The 19,986-nt window shown below is 73.2% G+C and carries 20 protein-coding genes and 1 tRNA gene; 4 read left to right on the forward strand and 17 right to left on the reverse strand.

What is annotated here, in order from left to right; translation table 11 throughout:
• Positions 1-234: 234 nt before the first annotated feature.
• Positions 235-870, forward strand: a complete 636-nt coding sequence (locus tag J1M39_RS01775) for a TetR/AcrR family transcriptional regulator (RefSeq protein ID WP_206496412.1) — start codon at positions 235-237, stop codon at positions 868-870.
• A gap of 103 nt (positions 871-973) precedes the next feature.
• Entirely contained in the window at positions 974-1,447 is a 474-nt protein-coding gene (locus tag J1M39_RS01780; protein WP_051995227.1) for a GNAT family N-acetyltransferase, read from the forward strand.
• A gap of 105 nt (positions 1,448-1,552) precedes the next feature.
• Here J1M39_RS01780 and J1M39_RS01785 read toward each other — a convergent pair whose 3' ends face one another.
• The 9 genes from J1M39_RS01785 to rpsB all read right to left on the reverse strand — a co-directional run bounded on the left by J1M39_RS01785 (position 1,553) and on the right by rpsB (position 10,283).
• The gene (locus tag J1M39_RS01785; protein ID WP_036314052.1) at positions 1,553-2,980 is read right to left on the reverse strand and encodes a dihydrolipoamide acetyltransferase family protein; all 1,428 of its coding nucleotides are present in this window, start codon (positions 2,978-2,980) and stop codon (positions 1,553-1,555) included.
• Positions 2,977-4,032, reverse strand: coding sequence for an alpha-ketoacid dehydrogenase subunit beta (locus J1M39_RS01790; protein WP_051995228.1), 1,056 nt, complete (start codon positions 4,030-4,032; stop codon positions 2,977-2,979). The genes J1M39_RS01785 and J1M39_RS01790 overlap by 4 nt, the downstream gene beginning before the upstream one ends.
• Positions 4,033-4,040: 8 nt before the next feature.
• Positions 4,041-5,195: a pyruvate dehydrogenase (acetyl-transferring) E1 component subunit alpha gene (gene pdhA, locus J1M39_RS01795; protein WP_036314048.1), complete on the reverse strand. Its 1,155-nt coding sequence runs from the start codon at positions 5,193-5,195 to the stop codon at positions 4,041-4,043.
• A gap of 156 nt (positions 5,196-5,351) precedes the next feature.
• Positions 5,352-5,951: a DivIVA domain-containing protein gene (locus J1M39_RS01800; protein ID WP_036314046.1), complete on the reverse strand. Its 600-nt coding sequence runs from the start codon at positions 5,949-5,951 to the stop codon at positions 5,352-5,354.
• Positions 5,952-6,000: 49 nt separating this feature from the next.
• Positions 6,001-6,837, reverse strand: a complete 837-nt coding sequence (locus tag J1M39_RS01805; protein WP_036314044.1) for a phosphatidate cytidylyltransferase — start codon at positions 6,835-6,837, stop codon at positions 6,001-6,003.
• Between the two features lie 25 nt (positions 6,838-6,862).
• Positions 6,863-7,420 carry a ribosome recycling factor gene (frr, locus tag J1M39_RS01810; protein WP_036314042.1) on the reverse strand — a complete coding sequence of 186 codons (558 nt, stop codon included), beginning with the start codon at positions 7,418-7,420 and terminating at the stop codon, positions 6,863-6,865.
• Positions 7,421-7,473: 53 nt separating this feature from the next.
• Positions 7,474-8,241 carry a UMP kinase gene (gene pyrH, locus J1M39_RS01815; protein WP_002857706.1) on the reverse strand — a complete coding sequence of 256 codons (768 nt, stop codon included), beginning with the start codon at positions 8,239-8,241 and terminating at the stop codon, positions 7,474-7,476.
• A gap of 208 nt (positions 8,242-8,449) precedes the next feature.
• Positions 8,450-9,286 (reverse strand): translation elongation factor Ts, encoded by an 837-nt coding sequence (gene tsf / locus J1M39_RS01820; protein ID WP_078026174.1) that lies wholly within the window; start codon positions 9,284-9,286, stop codon positions 8,450-8,452.
• A 103-nt stretch (positions 9,287-9,389) separates the two neighbouring features.
• A complete protein-coding gene (gene rpsB / locus J1M39_RS01825) occupies positions 9,390-10,283 on the reverse strand; it encodes a 30S ribosomal protein S2 (protein WP_206496408.1) in 894 nt (297 codons plus the stop codon).
• Positions 10,284-10,687: 404 nt separating this feature from the next.
• Here rpsB and J1M39_RS01830 point away from each other — a divergent pair, with 404 nt between their 5' ends.
• A complete protein-coding gene (locus J1M39_RS01830) occupies positions 10,688-11,362 on the forward strand; it encodes a peptidoglycan DD-metalloendopeptidase family protein (RefSeq protein WP_052001192.1) in 675 nt (224 codons plus the stop codon).
• Here the strand turns inward: J1M39_RS01830 and J1M39_RS01835 are convergent.
• Complete coding sequence (locus J1M39_RS01835) at positions 11,298-12,500, reverse strand: glycosyltransferase (protein WP_206496409.1); 1,203 nt, start codon at positions 12,498-12,500, stop codon at positions 11,298-11,300. The genes J1M39_RS01830 and J1M39_RS01835 overlap by 65 nt on opposite strands.
• A 312-nt stretch (positions 12,501-12,812) precedes the next feature.
• Here J1M39_RS01835 and J1M39_RS01840 point away from each other — a divergent pair, with 312 nt between their 5' ends.
• Positions 12,813-13,691, forward strand: a complete 879-nt coding sequence (locus J1M39_RS01840; RefSeq protein WP_145951539.1) for a LysM peptidoglycan-binding domain-containing C40 family peptidase — start codon at positions 12,813-12,815, stop codon at positions 13,689-13,691.
• A 61-nt stretch (positions 13,692-13,752) separates the two neighbouring features.
• Here the strand turns inward: J1M39_RS01840 and J1M39_RS01845 are convergent.
• The 7 genes from J1M39_RS01845 to J1M39_RS01875 all read right to left on the reverse strand — a co-directional run bounded on the left by J1M39_RS01845 (position 13,753) and on the right by J1M39_RS01875 (position 19,983).
• Positions 13,753-13,826: transfer RNA gene (locus J1M39_RS01845), tRNA-Ile, on the reverse strand.
• 45 nt (positions 13,827-13,871) lie between these two features.
• Complete coding sequence (locus tag J1M39_RS01850) at positions 13,872-15,092, reverse strand: glycosyltransferase (protein ID WP_134416502.1); 1,221 nt, start codon at positions 15,090-15,092, stop codon at positions 13,872-13,874.
• 124 nt (positions 15,093-15,216) lie between these two features.
• A complete protein-coding gene (locus J1M39_RS01855) occupies positions 15,217-15,858 on the reverse strand; it encodes a CDP-alcohol phosphatidyltransferase family protein (protein ID WP_134416501.1) in 642 nt (213 codons plus the stop codon).
• Positions 15,859-16,008: 150 nt separating this feature from the next.
• Complete coding sequence (locus tag J1M39_RS12405) at positions 16,009-16,932, reverse strand: phage holin family protein (RefSeq protein ID WP_159228012.1); 924 nt, start codon at positions 16,930-16,932, stop codon at positions 16,009-16,011.
• Positions 16,933-17,063: 131 nt separating this feature from the next.
• The gene (locus J1M39_RS01865) at positions 17,064-17,897 is read right to left on the reverse strand and encodes an aldo/keto reductase (protein ID WP_044659469.1); all 834 of its coding nucleotides are present in this window, start codon (positions 17,895-17,897) and stop codon (positions 17,064-17,066) included.
• Positions 17,898-17,977: 80 nt separating this feature from the next.
• Positions 17,978-19,048 (reverse strand): nucleoside hydrolase, encoded by a 1,071-nt coding sequence (locus J1M39_RS01870; protein ID WP_049147658.1) that lies wholly within the window; start codon positions 19,046-19,048, stop codon positions 17,978-17,980.
• Entirely contained in the window at positions 19,045-19,983 is a 939-nt protein-coding gene (locus tag J1M39_RS01875) for an SDR family oxidoreductase (protein ID WP_134416499.1), read from the reverse strand. Before J1M39_RS01875 ends, J1M39_RS01870 begins: the two co-directional genes overlap by 4 nt.
• Between the last annotated feature and the right edge of the window lie 3 nt (positions 19,984-19,986).

Raw genomic sequence — 19,986 nt, forward strand, 5'->3', positions numbered from 1 at the left:
CCCTGAGGCTTTCAGCTGCTCGACCAGGTCCTGGCCCGAGGGCTCGCCTGGGTTCTTCTCGTCGATCATGGTCATGATTCTTACCGTTCCTCTCGGTACGGCTTACACAGACCATCTGACACGCCCGAGTGGGCCTCTCCCGCAGGATGGAAGTTCCTACACCACCGACCTGCCAGAAGAGACCCGCTCATGACTCACGCTAACGCACCCCTGACTCCCACCGGCCGTCTCAGGATGGTCCACCGCCACCTGCACCCGGCGACCCCGCCGACCGCCCGGGAGGCCGCCAAGGCCCGACGCCGGGTGGACCTGCTCGCGGCCGCGGCGCGACTGTTCGCGGCCCGGGGCTTCGACGCGGTCCGCCTCGAGGACATCGGCGCCGCGGTCGGGATCAGCGGCCCCGCCATCTACCGCCACTTCGCCGGCAAGGCCGCCGTGCTCACGGCGATCCTCGACACGGCCTCGCAGGACCTGCTCGACGGCGGGCTGGCCGCCGAGGCGCAGCACGCGCCGGGGGCGGAGACCCTGCGGGCCCTCATCGGCTTCCAGGCGGACTTCGCCCTCGCCCAGCGCGACGTGATCCGCGTGCAGGACCGCGACATGTCCGCCCTGCCCGACGGCGCGCGCACGGCCATCACGCGCACCCAGCGCGCCTACATCGACGTGTGGGCGCGCCAGCTGCAGGTCGTCCACCCCCGCGAGGACCAGGCCACCGCCGTGTTCCGCGCCCAGGCCGTGCTGGGCCTGCTCAACTCCACCCCCCGCTCGGTGCGGCGCACCGCGGCCGACCGCGCGGCCCGCCGCGCGACCCTCGTGGCCATGGCCTGGGCCGCGGCCACGGCCCCCGGGCCGCTGCCCGGCGAGGACTGAGCGGGCGGCACCGGCCCGGCGGGCCGACGTCGTGCCCGGTGGTACGGTGGCCGGTACCCGCGACGGCGACGCCGTCGAACCCCGCCCCGAGAGGTCCACCGCCGTGCTTCTTCGTGACGTCCGACCCGAGGATCTGGACGAGTTCTTCCTCCACCAGCAGGACGAGCAGGCCAACCTGATGTCCGCCTTCGCCCCCCGCAACCCCCGGGACCGCGGTGTCTTCGACTACCACTGGGCCCACCTGCTCGGGGACGAGGACACCGTCGTGCGGACCATCGAGCACGAGGGCCGCGCCGTGGGTGCGCTCGTGTGCACCCAGCAGGACGGCGTGGGCGAGCTGTCCTTCTGGACCGCGCAGGACTACTGGGGCCTGGGGCTGACGACCGCGGCCGTGGACCGGTTCCTGGAGGAGCACACCGCCCGCCCGCTGCGGGCGCACGTGCCCGAGGACAATGTGGGCTCCGTGAAGGTGCTCTCCCGCCGCGGCTTCGAGACCGTCGGCGAGGAGAAGGTCTTCTCCAACGCCCGTGCCGAGGTCATCACCGAGCTCGTGATGGAGCTGCCCGCCGCCGACTGAGCGCGCCCCGCGGCCCCCGCCGTGCCGGCGGCCGCACCGGCCTGCCACGACGACGGCCCCGCCTCCCGGTGCCCGGGTGGCGGGGCCGCGGCGCGTCCGGGGCCGTCAGACCATGGTCAGGGTCAGACCCGGGCGGCGCAGGATCGCGCCGACGTCCGCGAGGAAGCGCGAGCCCTGCTCGCCGTCCACGAAGCGGTGGTCGAACGAGAGGGACAGCGTCATGACGTCCCGCAGGGCGATCTCGCCGCGATGCTCCCACGGCATCCTCCGGACCTGGCCGATCGCGATGATCGCCCCCTCACCCGGGTTGATGATCGGGGTGCCCGCGTCCACGCCGAACACCCCGACGTTCGTGAGCGTGAAGGTGCCGCCGGCCAGATCCGCCGGGGACAGCCGCCCCTCGCGGGCGAGGCCCGTGAGATCGCGGATGGCGTCGGCCAGCTCCCTCAGGCTCATCGCCTGGGCGTCCTTGACGTTCGGCACCATCAGCCCGCGGGGGGTGGCGGCGGCGAAACCGAGGTTCACGAAGTTCTGCTGGACGATCGTCCCGGCGGCCTCGTCCCACCGGGCGTTGACGTCCGGGGTGCGCTCCATCGCCACGAGGCACGCCTTGGCGGCGAGCGTCATGGGCGTGAGCTTGACGTCCCGGAACTCGCGGGAGGCCTTGAGCTCGGCGAGCAGCTCCATGGTCTCGGTGACGTCCACCTGCAGGAACTCGGTCACGTGCGGGGCGGTGAACGCGGACTGCACCATGGCCGCCGCGGTCGCCTTGCGCACGCCCTTGACCGGCACGGCCTCGGTGCGCGGGCGGCCACCCAGGGTGCGGACGCCCCCGGTCGAGCCCGACTCGGCGCCGGACTGCGGCGGCGCCGCCGCGGCCGCGGGCTGCCCGCCCCCGGCCAGGAACGCCTCGACGTCCGCGCGGGTGATGACCCCGCCCACACCCGTGCCGGTGACCTGCTCCAGATCCACGCCCGCGCGGCGCGCGTACAGGCGCACGGGCGGAGTGCACCGGGGTCGCTCGCCCGGGGCCGGCTCGTGGGCCGCGTCCGCGCGGTCCGGCTCGGCGGCCTCGGGCTGCGGGCGCCCGGCGCCGGCGGGGGCCGCCTCCGACGTGGACGGCGCCTGTCCGCGGGCGGGCTCGCCCGCCGGGGCGGCCGACGTCGCCGGGGCCGCGGAGCCGCGCCGCGCACGGCGGCCGGGCTTGCCGGTGTCCGGCGCGGCGCCGTAGCCGACGAGGGTGGGCACGCGGCCGTCACCCTCGGCGGGCCCGCCGACGTCGGGCTCGGCGCCCTCGAGGGTGAAGGTCACCAGGGGCGCACCGACCTCGAGGGTCTCACCCTCGGCGCCGTGCAGGGCCGCGACGACGCCCGCGAACGGGCTCGAGACCTCGACCACGGCCTTGGCCGTCTCGACGTCGGCGAGCACCTGGTTCACGCTCACCGCGTCGCCCTCGGCCACGCGCCACGTCACGATCTCGGACTCGGTCAGGCCCTCGCCGAGGTCGGGCAGGCGGAAGGTCTTCTGGCTCATCGGGTCTCCTCCCCGGCGTTCTGGGCCGCGAGGAACTGCTCGGCGGTCTCGGGGGCGGCGAACGCGTCCACGGAGTCCAGCGAATTCGGTCGGCCCAGAGCACGGTCCAGGCCGTCGAGGATGCGGTCGAGGTCCGGCAGGTGCAGGTGCTCGAGCTTGGACGGCGGGTAGGGCACGTCCATGCCGGTGACGCGCACCGGCGGGGCCTCGAGCCAGTGGAACGCGCGCTCGGCCACCGTGGCCACGAGCTCGGCGCCGAGGCCGCCGGTGCGGGAGGCCTCGTGCGCCACGACGAGCCGGCCGGTGCGCCGCACCGAGGACTCGACGAGGCCGGTGTCCAGCGGGGACAGGCTGCGCAGGTCGACCACCTCGACCTCGACGCCCTCCTCGGCCGCCACCTCGGCGGCCTGCAGGGCGGTCTTCACGAGCGGGCCGTAGGCCACGAGCGTGGCGTCACGGCCCTCGCGCAGGATGCGGGCCGGGCTCATCGGCGGGATCGCGACGTCCAGGTCCACGTCGCCCTTGTCGTGGTAGCGACGCTTGGGCTCGAGGTAGACCACCGGGTCCTCCGAGGCGATCGCGGCGCGGATGAGGTCGTACCCCTCCTGTGGGGAGGACGGGGAGACCACGCGCAGGCCCGCGGTGTGCAGGAAGTAGGCCTCGGGCGACTCGGAGTGGTGCTCCGGGGAGCCGATGCCGCCGCCGAAGGGGATGCGGATGGTGACCGGCATCGGCACGGCGCCGCGGGTGCGGGCACGCAGCTTGGCCAGGTTCGCCACGATCTGGTCGAACGCCGGGTACACGAAGCCGTCGAACTGGATCTCGACGACGGGCCGGTAGCCGCGCATCGCCAGGCCGATGGCCGTGCCCACGATGCCGGACTCGGCCAGCGGGGTGTCGAGCACCCGGTCCTCGCCGAACTCGGCCTGCAGGCCGTCGGTGATGCGGAACACGCCGCCGAGGGCGCCGATGTCCTCGCCCATGAGCAGGACCTTGGGGTCGTCGGCCAGGGCACGCTGCAGGCCGCGGTTGATCGCCCGGCCGAAGGTCATGCGCTCGCTCACGCGCCCGCCTCCTCGTCGCCGAACTGCTGCAGGTAGAGGGCGTGCTCGCGGCGCTGCCGCTCGAGCTCCTGGTGGGGCTCGGCGTAGATCTCGTCGAAGAGCCTGTCCGCGCCGTCCTCCTCGAGCGCCTCGAGGGCGCGGCGGACCTCTGCCGCCAGCTCGTCGGCCTCGGCCTGGGCCTGCGCGAGCACGGCGTCCACGTCCACGTCGAGGGTGCGCAGGTGCGCCTCCACGCGGGTCAGCGGGTCACGGGCCTTCCAGGCCTCGAGCTCGGCGTCGTCCCGATAGCGGGTGGGGTCGTCCGCGGTGGTGTGCGGACCCATGCGGTAGGTGACGGCCTCGATGAAGGTGGGGCCGCCCCCGTCGGCCGCGCGCTCGACGGCGGCGCGGGTCGCGGCGAGCACGGCCAGGACGTCGTTGCCGTCCACGCGCATCGACGGGATGCCGAAGCCCCACGGGCGGTCCGCGATGCTGCGGCGGGTCTGCAGGCGCACGGGCTCGGAGATGGCCCAGTGGTTGTTCTGGCAGAAGAACACCACGGGCGACTGGTACGAGGCGCTGAAGACCATGGCCTCGTTGACGTCCCCCTGGCTCGTGGCGCCGTCGCCGAAGTAGACGATCGTGGCCACGTCCGCCTGGTCCCGCTGGACGCCCATCGCGTAGCCGACGGCGTGCAGGGCCTGCGCGCCGATGATGATCTGCTGGGTGGCCACCCGCGTCTCGTTCGGGTCCCAGCTCGAGAACGTGGAGCCGCGCCACACCCGCAGCAGGTCCAGCGCGGGGACGCCGCGGAGCAGTGCCACGCCGTTCTCACGGTAGGACGGGAAGACGAAGTCGTCCGGGCGCAGCGCGACCGCGGAGCCCACCTGGGCGGCCTCCTGGCCCAGCAGCGGGGGCCACAGGGCGAGCTCGCCCTGACGCTGCAGGTGCGTGGCTTCGACGTCGAGGCGCCGGACCACGGCCATCTGACGGTACAGCGCGGCGAGGGCGTCGGCGTCGACGTCCTCGATCCACGGGTCGAGCTCCGGCTGCGGACGGCGGCGGCCCTCCGTGTCGAGCACCTGGAGCATCACGGCCTCGGCCGGGCCCGCCGGGGGCGGAGAGCCGGCGGACTGTCCGCCGGTGGGACGGGTGTGGTCCACGAGGGTCACTGGACTGCCTTCCGATCGACGCCCACGGTGCGGGGCGAGGGAGTTGTACGCATGCGCGAGCAGGGGTGGAGCGCGCGGCGTCTCGGTGGTGCGATTGTACTCACGTGAGTGTGATCTGCGCCACTCTGCCCGGGGCCGCCGCGCGAGGGCCGGGTGTCAGGCGCGGCGCAGCAGCACGTCGACGGCGGCGTCGAGGTAGGCGTCGACCTGGCCCTCCTCGTAGCCGGCGGCACCCTCGGCCTCGCCGAACGACGCGCGGCGCACGTCGTCCGCGGTCAGCCCGCCCTCGGCGCCGGGATCCGTCGAGTCCTCCGCACCGGCCAGGGTGACGCGCAGACGGTCCACGAGCGCGTCCACCTGGTCCACGTCGTAGCTCACGGCGTCCGCGCGGGAGGGGCGGCGGAAGCGCTCCGCCGGGGCCCGATCGGCGCGGGCCACGAGTTCGGCCACGCGCTCCTCGAGGTCCGCGGCCCAGTCCTCGTCCCCGCGCTCGGCGACGAAGGCCTGACGCTCGGCGGCGGCCAGCTCCTCCTCCAGACGGTCCAGCTCGTCGTCCACCTCGTCGGTGGCGTAGCCGCCGTTGACGGTCGCGAAGCGGGCCTGGCGCACCTCCTCCGCCGTCAGCGGGGCACCGCCGTCGCGCGCCTCACGGGCACGCGCCATGAAGGCGTCCACGTGGGTGGTCTCGTAGCCGATCTCGTCCTGCTCGACGAGCTCGAAGACCGGCTCGGCGTCCGGGGTGGTGCGGGGGGTCATGGGCGTCTCCTGCGGTGTGGGTCCCGGACGTGCCGGGTCGAGGGGTGGATCAGGTCAGGGGCAGCGCCAGCACGGTGTAGGCCACCGGCGCGGCGAACACGAGGGAGTCCAGGCGGTCCATCACGCCGCCGTGGCCGGGCAGGGCGGAGGACATGTCCTTGATGCCGAGCTCACGCTTGACCATGGACTCGGAGAAGTCCCCCGAGGTGGCGGCGGCGACGGTGGTCACGCCGAGGACGGCGCCGACCCACCACGGCTGGCCGACCAGCAGGGGGACGGCGACGACGCCCACCAGCACCGAGCCCGCCAGGGAGCCGGCCAGGCCCTCCCAGGACTTCTTGGGGCTGATGCGCGGGGCGATCGGGGTGCGGCCGAAGCGGTAGCCCACGATGTAGCCGAACGTGTCGTTGGAGACCACCATCAGCAGCAGGACCGCCACCATGCGGTGCCCCAGCGGCTCGTCCAGGAGCGCCGCGGCGAAGGAGAGCAGGAACGGCGCCCACAGCACGATGAACACGCCCGCGAGCATGAACTGGCCCGCCGGACGCCGCCGCGTCAGCGCCGTCCACACGGCCACCAGCGCCAGGCATGCCACCAGGGCGATGAACAGCGCGGGCACCCCCCACCGCCACGCGGTGAGCGGCAGGACCGCCGCGGCCACCCAGAGCGGGGGCCGCGGCACGTCCAGGCCGATGCCGCGCACCGCCGTCGCGATCTCGGACACCGCGCCGACCAGCAGGGCGACCACGAGGAGGACCAGCAGCCAGTCGAGCCAGAAGAGGCCGACCAGGGCCGTCGCCAGCAGCCCCACCCCCACGAGGACGGCGGACTTGAGGTCGCGGCCGCCGCGCGGGGGTGCGGGCGAGGTGGACACGGCGGAGGTCATGGGGCGAGCGCGGACGGCGGGAGGCTCAGACCTCCAGCAGCTCCTGCTCCTTGTTCTTGGCCATCTCGTCGATGAGCTCGACGTGGCGTTTGGTGAGCGCGTCCAGCTCCTTCTCGCCGCGGGCACCCTCGTCCTCGCCGACCTCGCCGTCCTTGACGGCCTTGTCCATGGCCTCCTTGGCCTTGCGGCGGGCATTGCGCACGGAGATCTTGTGCTCCTCCGCCTTGGACTTGACCAGCTTCACGTACTCCTTGCGGCGCTCCTCGGTCAGCTCCGGCATCACGATGCGGATGACCTTGCCGTCGTTGGACGGGTTCGCGCCGACCTCGGACTCGGACAGCGCCTTCTCGATGTTGCGCAGGGCCGACTGGTCGAACGGGGTGATGAGCAGCGTGCGGGCGTCCGTGGTGGTGAAGGACGCCAGCTGCTGCAGCGGGGTGAACGAGCCGTAGTAGTCAACCATCACCTTGGAGTAGAGGCCCGGGTTGGCGCGGCCCGTGCGCACGGAGGCGAAGTCCTCACGCGTGGCCTCGATGGTGCGGTCCATCTGCTCTTCGGCGGACTGCAGGGTCTCCTGGATCACGGTGTCTCCTCGGTGTGGTGGAACAGGTCTGCCGCCATCCTACGCGGCGCGCCTCAGACGGTGACGGTGGTGCCGATCGGCTCGCCGAGCAGGGCGCGGGTCACGTTGCCCGGGCCCTCCATGCCGAACACGCGCATGTCCAGGTCGTTGTCCTTGCACATGGTCATGGCGGTCAGGTCCATCACGCGGATGTTCCGCAGCAGCGCCTCGTCGTAGGTCAGGTGCGTGAGACGCTCGGCGGTGGGGTCCTTCTTGGGGTCCGCGGTGTAGACGCCGTCCACGCCGGACTTGGCCATCAGGACCTCGTCCGCCCCGACCTCGAGGGCACGCTGGGCCGCCACGGTGTCCGTGGAGAAGTAGGGCAGGCCGGTGCCTGCGCCGAAGATCACGACGCGGCCCTTCTGCATGTGGCGGATGGCGCGCAGCGGGATGTAGGACTCCGCCACCTGCTCCATGTGGATGGCGGACTGCACGCGCGTGGTGACCCCGGCCTGGATGAGGAAGTCCTGCAGGGCCAGGCAGTTCATCACGGTGCCGAGCATGCCCATGTAGTCGGCCCGACGGCGGTCCATCCCGTTCTCGGACAGCTCGGCGCCACGGAAGAAGTTGCCGCCGCCGACGACGATCGCGATCTCCACCTGGTCCGCCGCGGCGGCGATCTGCTCGGCGATGCCGCGGACGGTCTCCGGGTCCACGCCGATCTTGCCGCCGCCGAACACCTCGCCCGAGAGCTTGAGCAGCACGCGACGGCGGCCGGTGTCGTCCGAGGTCTGCGGGGCGTGGGCGGTGGTCGGGTCCTCGGGGGCGCGGTTCGTCTCCATGGGAAGCATCTCCTGGTCGGTGGGGGGTCGGGCCGGGGACGGCCGTCCCGGGGGCGGACACGCGGACGGGGTGGCCGCCCGGTCGGGGCGGCCACCCCGTCATGCGATGGTCGTCGGCGCCATCCGGCGCCGGAGTGGACCTCGGGTCGCTCCCGATCCTACGCCCCCGCGGGGCGTGGACCGGGAGCGGCCGGTCCGGGTGCGGCGGTCAGTTGCCGACGCGGAAGCGGGCGAACCCGGTGACGTTGGTGCCGGCGTCGGAGGCGACCTTGCCGACGGTCTGCTTCGGGTCCTTCGCGAACGGCTGGTCCACGAGCACGATCTCCTTGAAGAAGCCGGTCAGGCGGCCCTCCACGATCTTCGGCAGGGCCTGCTCCGGCTTGCCCTCGGCACGGGCGGTCTCATCGGCGATGCGACGCTCGTTCTCGACGGTCTCGGCCGGCACGTCCTCACGGGTGAGGTACGTGGGCGAGTAGGCCGCGACGTGCACGGCGATGTCGTGCGCGGCGGTCTTGGCCTCGGCGGAGTCGGCGTCCACGGCGAGGAGCACGCCCACCTGGGCCGGCAGGTCCTTGGAGGTCTTGTGCAGGTAGGCGTCCACGTAGGCGCCCTCCACGCGGGCCAGGCGGCGCACGGCCACCTTCTCGCCCAGCAGGGCGCCCTCCTCGGTCACGTAGTCGCCCAGGGTGCGGCCCTCGTGCTCGGAGGCCAGCAGGCCGTCGACGTCGGTGGCGCCGGAGGCGACGGCGGCGCGCAGCACCACGTCGCCCAGGGCGATGAACTTGTCGGCCTTGGCCACGAAGTCGGTCTCGCAGTTGAGCTCGATCATGACGCCGACGCCGTTCTCGACGGTCGCGGCCACGAGGCCCTCGGCGGCCGAGCGGCCCTCGCGCTTGGTGGCGCCCTTGAGGCCCTTCACGCGGATGATCTCGATGGCCTTCTCGGCGTCGCCGTCGGCCTCGTCCAGAGCCTTCTTCACGTCCATCATGCCGGCGCCGGTGCGCTCGCGCAGGGCCTTGATGTCAGCAGCGGTGTAGTTCGCCATGCTCGTTCGGTCCTTCCCGTGGTGTGGGTTGTGCGGGATGTTCGGGGTCTGATCCGGTCCGTCGGCCCGGCCGGGTGAGGCCGGGCCGACGGACCGGCCGGGATCACTCGCCCTGCGGGGCGGCCTCGGCGGCGGGGGCCTCGGCCCGCTCGGCCGGCGCCTCGGCAGCGGGGGCCTCGGCCTGCTCGGCCGGTGCCTCGGCGGCGGGGGCCTCGGTCTGCTCGGCCTGCTGGACGTTGTGCTGCTCGAGCAGCTCGCGCTCCCACTCGGCCATCGGCTCGGCGGCCGCCTGGCCGGACTTGCCGCCCTGGCGGGCGATCAGGCCCTCGGCGACCGCGTCCGCGACCACGCGGGTCAGCAGGTTCACGGAGCGGATGGCGTCGTCGTTGCCCGGGATCGGGTAGGCGACCTCGTCCGGATCGCAGTTGGTGTCCAGGATGGCGACGACCGGGATGCCGAGCTTCTGGGCCTCGTCGACGGCCAGGTGCTCCTTCTTGGTGTCCACGACCCACACGGCGGAGGGGGTCTTGGCCATGTTGCGGATGCCGCCGAGGTTGGCCTGCAGCTTCTCGAGCTCACGGTTGAGCAGCAGCAGCTCCTTCTTGGTGAACTGCGAGCCGGCCACGTCCTCGAAGTCGATCTCCTCGAGCTCCTTCATGCGCTGCACGCGCTTGGAGACGGTGGAGAAGTTGGTCAGCATGCCGCCGAGCCAGCGGTGGTTCACGTAGGGCATGCCCACGCGGCCGGCCTGCTCCGCGATGGCCTCCTGGGCCTGCTTCTTGGTGCCGACGAACAGGATGGTGCCGCCGTGGGCGACGGTCTCCTTGACGAACTCGTAGGCGCGGTCGATGTAGGACAGCGACTGCTGGAGGTCGATGATGTAGATGCCGTTGCGCTCGGTGAAGATGAAGCGCTTCATCTTGGGGTTCCAGCGGCGGGTCTGGTGGCCGAAGTGGACACCGGAGTCGAGGAGCTGGCGCATGGTCACGACGGGCATGACGTTCCCTTCTGTGGCAGCCGTGACACCCCGCGCTTCACGCGCGGGCGGTCTGCCGGTCGATTTCTTGACGGTTGGCGGCCGGCCCGGTCGGGCGGCCCCTGGCATCACGACGGCGGGCTGCCGGGCCCCACGAGCACCCGCGCCGACGCCCTCTCCAGGAGGACGGCGGGGACGGGACCGAGCGTGGGGGCTGGGCCGCTGGAGCGACCCACCGCGATGCGCGGAGTCGGTGTCCGGGGCATAGCACTGGGCCGGCCACAGGACACCGCTGAGGTGAATCCTACCCCAGGTGGGCGACCGCTCCCATCGCCGACTCCTGCACAGGGACCGGTGCGGCGGGCGCTCTCCACGATCGCACTGCGGGCCCGCCACGCGGCCGCCCGGGACGCCAGGCTGTCGCCATGACCCCACGCACCCACCTCCCCCGTCCGCTCCCGCGCCCGCACATCGCGGGGTGCGTCGCGGCGGCCCTGCTCGCCTGGCTCGTCCTCGCCTCGGGGGTGGGCGGCCTCGACGCCGTGCCGCGGGCCACGTCCGCACCGTCGGGGCGCGACGCGCTGCTGCTCGTCGCGGCGTCCCCGGCAGGTCCGGGATCGACGGCCGCGCCGGTCGCGTGGCACGCGCCCGTGGCCGGCGCCGCCCCGGATGACGTGCTCCGCGCGTTCGTCGCGCCCGAGCGACCGTGGGGTCGGGGGCACCGGGGCGTGGACCTCGCCGTGCCGTCCGGCGCAGCGATCCGGGCACCGGCGGCGGGCCGAGTCGTGTTCGCCGGGGTCGTGGTCGACCGCCCCGTGCTGACCCTCGAGCACGAGGACGGGACCCGCAGCTCGCTCGAGCCGGTGGAGGCGGATGTCGCCGTGGGGGCCGTCGTCGCCGCAGGCGACCCGGTGGGGCGACTGGCCGGGGCGCCACCCCACTGCACGCGGGCGTGCGTGCACTGGGGCGTGCGGGAGCCCGACGGCTGGCGGGTGGGGGACGCGGCCTTCGATCGCTACCTCGACCCGCTGGTGCTCATCGGCTGGAGCGGTCCGTCCGTGCTCTGGCCGCACGCCGCGCCGCACCCAGCGCGGCCGTGAGGTCCAGGAGTCGGCGAGCGGACTCGTCCCAGCTGAACCGGGCCGCCTGAGCGACGCTCGCCCGGGAGGCCGCGGCGAACTCGGCGGGGTCCTCGAGCTCCCGCACACGGGCCGCGAGCGCGGCCGCCCGGTCCCCCTCGAGCGGGACACCCCGGAAGGACGGGGTGCCCGCGCCGGCGATCTCGCGGAAGATCGGCAGGTCCGAGCACACCACCGGCGTGCCATGGGCCATCGCCTCGGCCACGGGCAGGCCGAAGCCCTCGGCGCGGGAGAGGGTGACGGCCGCGGTGGCCCGGCGGAGCAGGCGCACGTACTCGGCCTCGTCGGTGCCGTCGTGGAAGACCACGTCCGCGCCGGCGGCCCCCGCGGCGGCGCGGCGCGCGGCCAGCCGGGCCTCGAGCTGCCCGCGGCGCTCCGGGCTGATGCGGGAGAGCAGGTACAGCGCGTAGCCCGGCAGCAGGGGCGCGGCCGCCACGAGGGACTCGACGTCCTTGTAGTCCATGAACGAGCCCATGTAGAGCAGCGTGCGGTCCGGGGTCTCGTCCGGGTCACGCGGCTCCGGTACCGTCTGCGCCGCATTGGCGATGACGTGGACCGGACGCCGGGTGAGGCGGTGCCGGTCGATGAGCTCCGCCGTCGTCCGGGAGACCGTGGCGACCGCGTCCGCGCGGTCGAGCAGGAGCCGCTGCGGGGTCTTGGTCAGGTGGTAGGCCCGCCACAGCCAGCGGATCGGCTCGGGCAGGTTCCGCGGCGGGGTGCGGTGCTCGTAGTAGATGAGGTCGTGGAGCGTGAGGATCAGCGCGTAGTCCCGCCCCCACGACCCCATGGTCTGCATGGGCGAGAAGACGACGTCCGGTCGCAGGCGCGCGACCTGACGGGCCACGAACGGCTCGCGTGGGGAGGTGGGGCCGGAGACGAGGTGCCACGGCACGCCGTCCGGGAGCAGGGCCAGCTGTCGTTCGTCCGAGATCAGCATCGCGACTTCGACCTCGACGTCGGCCCCCTCCGGGCCCGGCGCGTCGGTCCGGCGGGCGACCGCCTCGATGAGGCTCGCGCCGTAGCGGGAGATGCCGTCGTGGAAGTCGGTGCGGGTGTAGCGGGCGTCCATCAGCAGGCGCAGGGGGCGGGAGGGGCTCACCCGCACCACGCTAGCGCCGCGCCGGAGAGGGGCGGGGACAGCCGCGCACGGTAGGTGCCGACCGGGGCGCGTCGAGCGCCGATCGGCCACCTGGACGTCATCCGAATTTCTGATTGCGTTTCGATAACGATCGTGTATCTTGATCACGGATCGGTTACAGCCGATCCGCCACACCGGGGCTTCCTCCGCGTCCTCGCGTACCCGGTCATCCGCACTGCTCGTCAACTCGCACCCGCGGTCCGGCCTCGTTCCGGGCATCGCCCGGAGGCACCGCCCTCATGGGCCGCAGGTCCTGTCCGGGAAGAAGATCCGATGTCCGTGACCTCCTCGCACGCCGCTGTGCGTCGCGCCCCCCGCACCGCCGCCGCCTCCGTGGCCCTCGCCCTGGGCGCCGCCGCCCTGACCGGCGTCGGCACCGTGTCCGTCGCCGAGACCGCCCAGGCCGCCGAGACCGCCTACACCGTCCGCTCCGGCGACGGCTGGTGGATCATCGCCCAGCGCACCGGCGTCTCCATGTCCAGGTTGCAGTCGCTCAACGGCATGACCGCCGCGACCGTGCTGCATCCCGGCATGGTCCTCAAGACCTCCGGCACTGCCACCCCGACCCCGGCCCCGGCGCCGTCCACCTCGGGCTCGACCTACACCGTGCTGGCCGGCGACGGCTGGTGGATCATCTCCTACCGCACGGGGGTGTCCGCCTCGATCCTGCAGTCCATCAACGGCATGAGCTCCTCGACCATGCTCCACCCGGGGATGGTCCTGAAGACCACCTCGGTCTCCAACTCCAGCGCCCCCGCCCCTGCGCCGGCGCCCGCGTCCAAGCAGGCTGCCGTCGACTACGTGCGCTCCGCCGTCCGGAACCCGTCCTCCTATTACGTGTGGGGCGGCAACGGCCCCTCCGGCTTCGACTGCTCCGGCCTCACCCAGCAGGCCATGGCCCGGGCCGGCATCTCCATCCCGCGCCGCGCCGGCGACCAGTACCTCGCCGCGAAGTCCTACGTGCCGATCTCCCAGGCCCAGCCCGGCGACCTCGTGTTCTATGCGAACCAGTCCACCGGCCGCATCTACCACACGGCCATGTACATGGGCGGCGGCCAGCTCGCCCACGCCCTCAACGAGGACGCGGGCCTGGTGTTCACCTCCACGACGATCATGAAGTCCGACATGCTCGCGGTGGCCGCCCGCTACTGAGCACCGGCACGACGACGGCCCCCGGCCCGCGCCATACCGCGCGGCCGGGGGCCGTTTTCTGTAGGGCGTGCGGGACTTGAACCCGCGACCCAGGGATTATGAGTCCCCTGCTCTGACCGACTGAGCTAACGCCCCTCCCCCGCGGCATCGCGCGGGACCCGCCCATCCTACCGACAGGGCTCAGAGCATCGCGCGGACCTCGGCGGCCGTCGCGCCGCGGTAGAGGCGCTCGAAGATGTCCACCGTCTTCTGGGCGGAATGATGCAGGGCCTTCGCGTGGGACGCCTCGCCCATGGCGGCGCGGTCCGCGTCCGAGAGGTCGAGGATCCGGGCGATCCGATCGGCCAGGGCCACGTGGTCCCCGGGCGGGAAGAGGTGGCCGTTGACGCCCTCGTCCACGAGGTGGGGCAACGCGAGGGCGTCCGCGAGGACCACCGGGGTGGACGCGCTGAGCGCCTCGAGGGTCACGAGGGACTGCAGCTCCGCCGTGCCCGGCTGGCAGAACACGTCGGCGCGCAGGTAGGCCGCCCGCAGCTCCTCCTCGGAGACGTGGCCGCGCAGCAGGACGCGGTCGGCCACCCCCTCCTCGTCCACCGTGGCACGGATGCGGTCGCGCTGCTCGCCGTCGCCGACGATCTCGGCGTGCACGTCCAGGTCGGGGCGGGTGCGGGCCAGGTGCGCGATCGCACGGATCAGCACCTCCACGTTCTTCTCCACGGCCAGCCGCCCCACGAAGAGCACGACCGGATGGCCGGGATGGTCCACCCTCTCCCCCGGCTGCAGCTCGTAGGCGCTCGCGTCGATGCCGTTGGAGACCGGGAGAACGTTGTCCAGGCCGGCGTGCTCGGCCATGGCCTGCGCGGCGAGGGCCGTGGGGGTGGTGACCACCGCGCCCTTGCCCATGAGTCGACCCATGTCCTTCCACGACACCCGGGAGACGATGTCCAGGAACCACTGCGGGAACGGCAGGAACGGCTCGAGGTTCTCCGGCATGAAGTGGTTCGTGGAGACGATCCGGATGCGGCGCCGCTCGGCCTCGTTGATGGCGGCCTCGCCGATCATGTAGTGGCACTGGGCGTGCACGACGTCCGGCTGGACCTCGCGGTAGATGCGGCGGAAGGAGGTCTTGGCGTGCCGCGGGAGCACCACACGGTAGTACTCGTGCGTCGGCGCCGGCAGGGAGCGCAGCAGGTGCACGGTGGCCTCCGGCCGGTGCTCCACGGTGTCCGGGCCGGCGTCACTGCGCGGCATCACGACGTGGACCTCGTGGCCGCGCGCGTGCAGCGCCGTGGCGAGGCGGTGGCCGAAGGTGGCGGCCCCGTTGACGTGCGGCGGATAGGTGTCTGCGGCGATCAGCACCTTCAGGGGGCGGTCGGCGGCGATCCCGGGACGGTCGGACACGGCGGTCCCTCTCTGTGGTGGCGATGGCACGACGGCGCCCGGCCCGTGCCGTGAGGATCGGCCGCGGGCACGGCGCGCGTCCCACGGTAGCAACCGTCGGCGCCGGCACGACCATGCGCCGGGGTCAGCCCCGGCGGGACGGGCCCTCGCGCGGGTCCTGACCGTCCGCCCGCAGGCCGCGGGCCTTGCCCACCGCGCGCACGAGGTAGTCCCCCGCGGCGAGGATGTGCAGCAGGCAACCGGCCCCGACCAGAGCCAGGGTCACGCCGCTCCACGGGCCGCCGTCGACCCCCGGCACACGGGCGAGCAGCAGCAGGGGCGTGCCCACCAGCAGCAGCGCGGTGCGCACCTTGCCCAGGACCGTGACCGGCAGGTCCGGGCTGCCGCCGAACAGCCACAGGCACACGGCGGCGAGCACGACGTCCGGGATCGCGATGGCCAGGGCGAGCCAGAGCGGGGCGATGCCGGTGGCCACGAACGTCACGGCCACCACCAGCAGGGAGAGGCGGTCCGCCACCGGGTCGAGCCACCGCCCGACCGTGGAGATCATGTCGAACCGGCGCGCCACGTAGCCGTCCACCCAGTCCGTGCCGGAGAGCACGGCGAGGATCACGAACGCGTCCAGGTGTCGGCCGTCGACGGTGAGCCACACGAACACCGGGACCAGGGCGAAGCGGGCCAGGGTGATGAGGTTCGGCACGGTCAGCCAGGTGTCGCGGACGCGGTACTCGTGGCCCTCGCGCAGGCCGACGTCGATCACACGCATGGGTCACTCCTCCAGGGTCCGCGGGCGGACGCCCCCGCCGGGCGCCCCACACGCCCAGCCTACCGACGCCGTCGCCCCTCCCCGCAGACGACGAGGCCCCGATCCGTGGGGATCGGGGCCTCGGGGGCTGGGAGGGCGGGCGCCCTCGGATCAGCGGCGGCGCAGGCGGCCGGCGAGCGCCACGAACGCGGCGGAGGAGGCGCCGAGCAGCGCGAGCGGCTGCCAGTTGTCCTTCACGTAGTCCTCGGCCTCGGCGGTCCGCTCCCCCGCGCGGGCGGCACTGGTGAACGGCGCGGTCTGCTCGGTGGCGTGCGCGGTCTCGGGGGTGACCCCGCGACCCTTGCGCTGGGCGGCGAAGGCCGCGAGCTGGCCCTTCACGCTGGTCTTCTCGTCCAGGCCGGAGCGGATGTCGCCCAGGTGGCGGCGGCGCAGGTCGGCACGACGGCGGATCTCCGCCTCGGTGGCGTCGTCACGGCCCGGGTGGGGAGCGGCCTCGCCGTTCTTGCGGGCCTTCTTGTTCTCCTTCTTCTCCACCTTCTTCCGCTCGGCCTCGCGGGCGGCCTCGACGCGCTTGGCCTCGGCGCGCTCCGCCTTGAGGCGGTCGTACTCGGCCGGGTCGAAGGCGTTGCCCTCCTTGAGGTAGCCGAGGTCGTACTCGAGGTTGCGCACGATCTCCTGCGGCACGAGCGGCATGGCGCCCTTGACCATCATGAGGCCGACGCCGGCGAAGATCAGGCCGAGCACGAGGAACGCCAGCGCCACCATCAGCGCCGGGAACCAGAAGGTCGGGTCGGCGAAGGCGCCGATCAGGGTCACCACGAGGGCGACCACCATGAGTGCGAGGAAGAACAGGCCCACCACCGCGATGCCGGCGCCGATGCCGGCCTTCTTGCCCTTCGCGGCCACGTGCCTCTTGGCGAGCTCGAGCTCGTCCTTCATCTGCAGGGGCAACAGGCGCACGACGGCGCCGAGCAGGTCGGTCAGCGAGCTCGCGCGGGTCTGCGGGGTCACCGGGACGGCGGTCCGCGGCGCGCGGACCTTCGACGCATCGGCGGGGGGAGCCTGGTGGGACATGGTGCATGCCTTCCGTGGAGTGCCTGGACAGATGCGCCCGGGCGGCGCGGCGGTCGCCGGGCATTCTCGAGCAAAGCTATCACCGGCCCGCCCCCAGGGGGACGGGCCGGGTGCGCGCGATGGCGGCTGGATCAGAAGTCGATGACCGCCGGGTCGGGGCCGAGACGGCCGTCCTCGCGGTCGAGGGCGTCGATCCGGGCGACGTCGTCGTCGGTCAGCTCCACCCCCGCGGCCTCGAGGTTCGAGACGATGCGCTCGGGCGTCACGGACTTGGGGATGACCACGAAGCCGTGGGCGAGGTGCCACGCGATGACCACCTGGGCCGGCGTCGCGCCGCGGGCCTCGGCGATCTCCGTGACCACGGGGTCGGCGAGGAGGTCGCCGCCCTGACCGAGCGGGGACCAGGACTCGTGGACGATGCCGTGGCGGCCCTCGACCTCGCGCAGCTCGCGCTGCTGCCAGTACGGGTGGGTCTCGACCTGGTGGATCACGGGCACCACGCCGGTGGCCTCGATGATCTCCTCGAGCTGGGCGGCCGGGAAGTTGGAGACGCCGATCGAGCGCACCTTGCCCTGCTTCTGCGCCTCGATCAGGGCCTTCCAGGTGTCCAGGTACTTCCCCTGCGCCGGCTTGGCCCAGTGGATGAGGTAGAGGTCGACGTAGTCGGTGCCGAGCTTGTCGAGCGAGACGTCGAGGGCGGCGAGCGCCTCCTCGTAGCCCTGGTCCGAGTTCCACACCTTGGTGGTGAGGAACAGCTCCTCGCGGGCGACGCCGGACGCGGCGATGCCGCGGCCCACGCCCTCCTCGTTCCCGTAGATCGCGGCGGTGTCGATGTGGCGGTAGCCGGCGCGGATCGCCTGCTCGACGACGTCGGCCGCGACGTCGTCCTCGACCTGCCACACGCCGAGCCCGAGCTGCGGGATCTGCTGGCCGTCGTGGAAGGGGACGGTGGGAACGTCGGTCATGAGGGAGCTCCTGGAGGGTCGGGGTCGGGCGGATGCCTCGGGTGCAACCGCACGCGGACGGGGGGCATTCCCGACGGCGGTCACCGGGCCGGGGAACCGCCGTCGAGCGTGCGCTCCCCCGCGACGACGGCGCCCACCGCGCGGGCGAAGGCCGCGAACACCTCCGCGGGGTCGTTGGCCGTGACGAGCTGGGCGTTGGGGCGCCTGCCCCAGATGTCCCGCGTGTCGTGGACGGTGGTGCCGCGCAGCAGCTCCGAGTCCGCCTCGACATCGACGACGGTGGCCCGCGTGGCGATGCGGGCCTGGCCCGCGGCCACCTGGGCGGCGAAGAGGTCGTGCAGGTGGGCGATGTAGCCCTGGTCGTAGTCGTGGTGGAACTCGAAGTAGAAGCGCAGTGCGTCGGCGAGCACGTCCAGGACGGGGCTGCCGGTGGCGGCGTCCGGCCCGGCGACCCGCGGCCGGTCCGCGGACCAGCCGACGGGGCGGGCCCCGGCGTCGGCCAAGAGGCCGTCCAGCAGGGCCGGCGTGTACTCGATCCGCTCCGTGGTCTCGAGCGCGCAGACGATCGGCAGGCGGTCCTCGGGCAGGCCCTCGACGGCCGCGAACACCTCCTTCGCGGCGTCCGGGTCCACCCAGGTGTTCCACTCGGCGGTGGGCGTGGTGTTGCCCGGATGATAGAAGGAGCCGCCCATGATCACGATGCCGCGGGCGAGGAACGGCAGGCGCGGCTCGGTGCGCAGGGCGAGGGCCAGGTTCGTCAGCGGCGCGGTGCAGAGGATCGTCGTCTCCCCGGGGTGGGCCCGCAGCTCGTCCAGCCACACGTCCACGGCGGGCCGGGACGAGAGCCGCTCGGGGCGCCGAACGATCCGGGCATGGCCGAGACCGCCGTCGCCGTGGGTCTCCGGGGTGGTGACCGCAGGGCGGCGCAGCGGGGTCTCGGCACCGACGGCCACCTCGACGTCGGCCCGACCGGCCAGGTCCAGCACCGCGGCGGTGTTGAGGGCGCAGTCCCGGGCGGTCGCGTTGCCGCCCGTGGTGGTGACGGCCGCGAGCTCGGGGCCGACACCGAGGCGGTGGGCGCCCACGAGGTGGAGCAGGGCGCAGGCATCGTCGATGCCGGTGTCGACGTCGGCGAGGAGGCGGGCGGTCACGGGGTGGGCGTGCCGCCGTTGGCGTTGAGGGTCTCGCCGTTGACGTAGCTGGACTCGCCCGAGGCAAGGAACACGTAGGCGGGCGCCATCTCCACGGGCTGGCCGGCGCGGCCGAGCGGGGTGCTGTGGCCGAACTCGGGCAGCTTCTCCTCGGGCTCACCGTAGGACACGTGCTGCACCGTCCAGATGGGCCCGGGCGCCACCGCGTTGACACGGATGCCCTTCGGGCCGAGCTGCTCGGCCAGGCCCTTGGTGAAGTTGTTGATGGCGCCCTTGGTGGCCGCGTAGTCGAGGAGCCTCGGGTTGGGGTTGTAGGCCTGCACCGAGGTGGTGTTCACGATCGTGCTGCCCGGGCCCATGTGCTTCAGCGCGGCGCGGCTGAGCGTGAACATGGACATGATGTTGATCTGGAACGTCTCGTGGACCTGCTCGTCGGTGAGATCGGTCAGGTCATCGGAGATGAACTGCTTGCCCGCGTTGTTCACGAGGATGTCCAGGCCGCCGAGGCGCTGCGCGGCCTCGTCCACGAGGGAGGCACGGTAGTCGGCGTCCATCAGGTCGCCCGGCAACGCGACGGCGGTGCGCCCGGCCGCCTCGATCGCCGCCAGGACGCGGTCGGCGTCGGGCTGCTCCTGAGGCAGGTAGGCGATGGCGACGTCCGCGCCCTCACGGGCGTAGGCGATGGCGACCGCGGCACCGATGCCGGAGTCGCCGCCGGTGATCAGGGCCTTGCGGCCGGTCAGCCGGCCCATCCCCCGGTACGAGTCCAGACCGATGTCCGGGACGGGATCCGTCTTCACGTCCAGGCCCGGCTCGGGCTGGCGCTGCTTGGCGACGCGGAGCTTCGGGTGGCGGGTGCGCGGGTCGTCGTGGGCCAGCTGCGAGTCCCGCACGGGGATCGCGGGGGCGTCGTCCTTCTTCTCTGGAGTGGTCATGGG

This window comes from Micrococcus sp. KRD077, from assembly GCF_017168505.1.
Lineage (GTDB): Bacteria > Actinomycetota > Actinomycetes > Actinomycetales > Micrococcaceae > Micrococcus > Micrococcus luteus.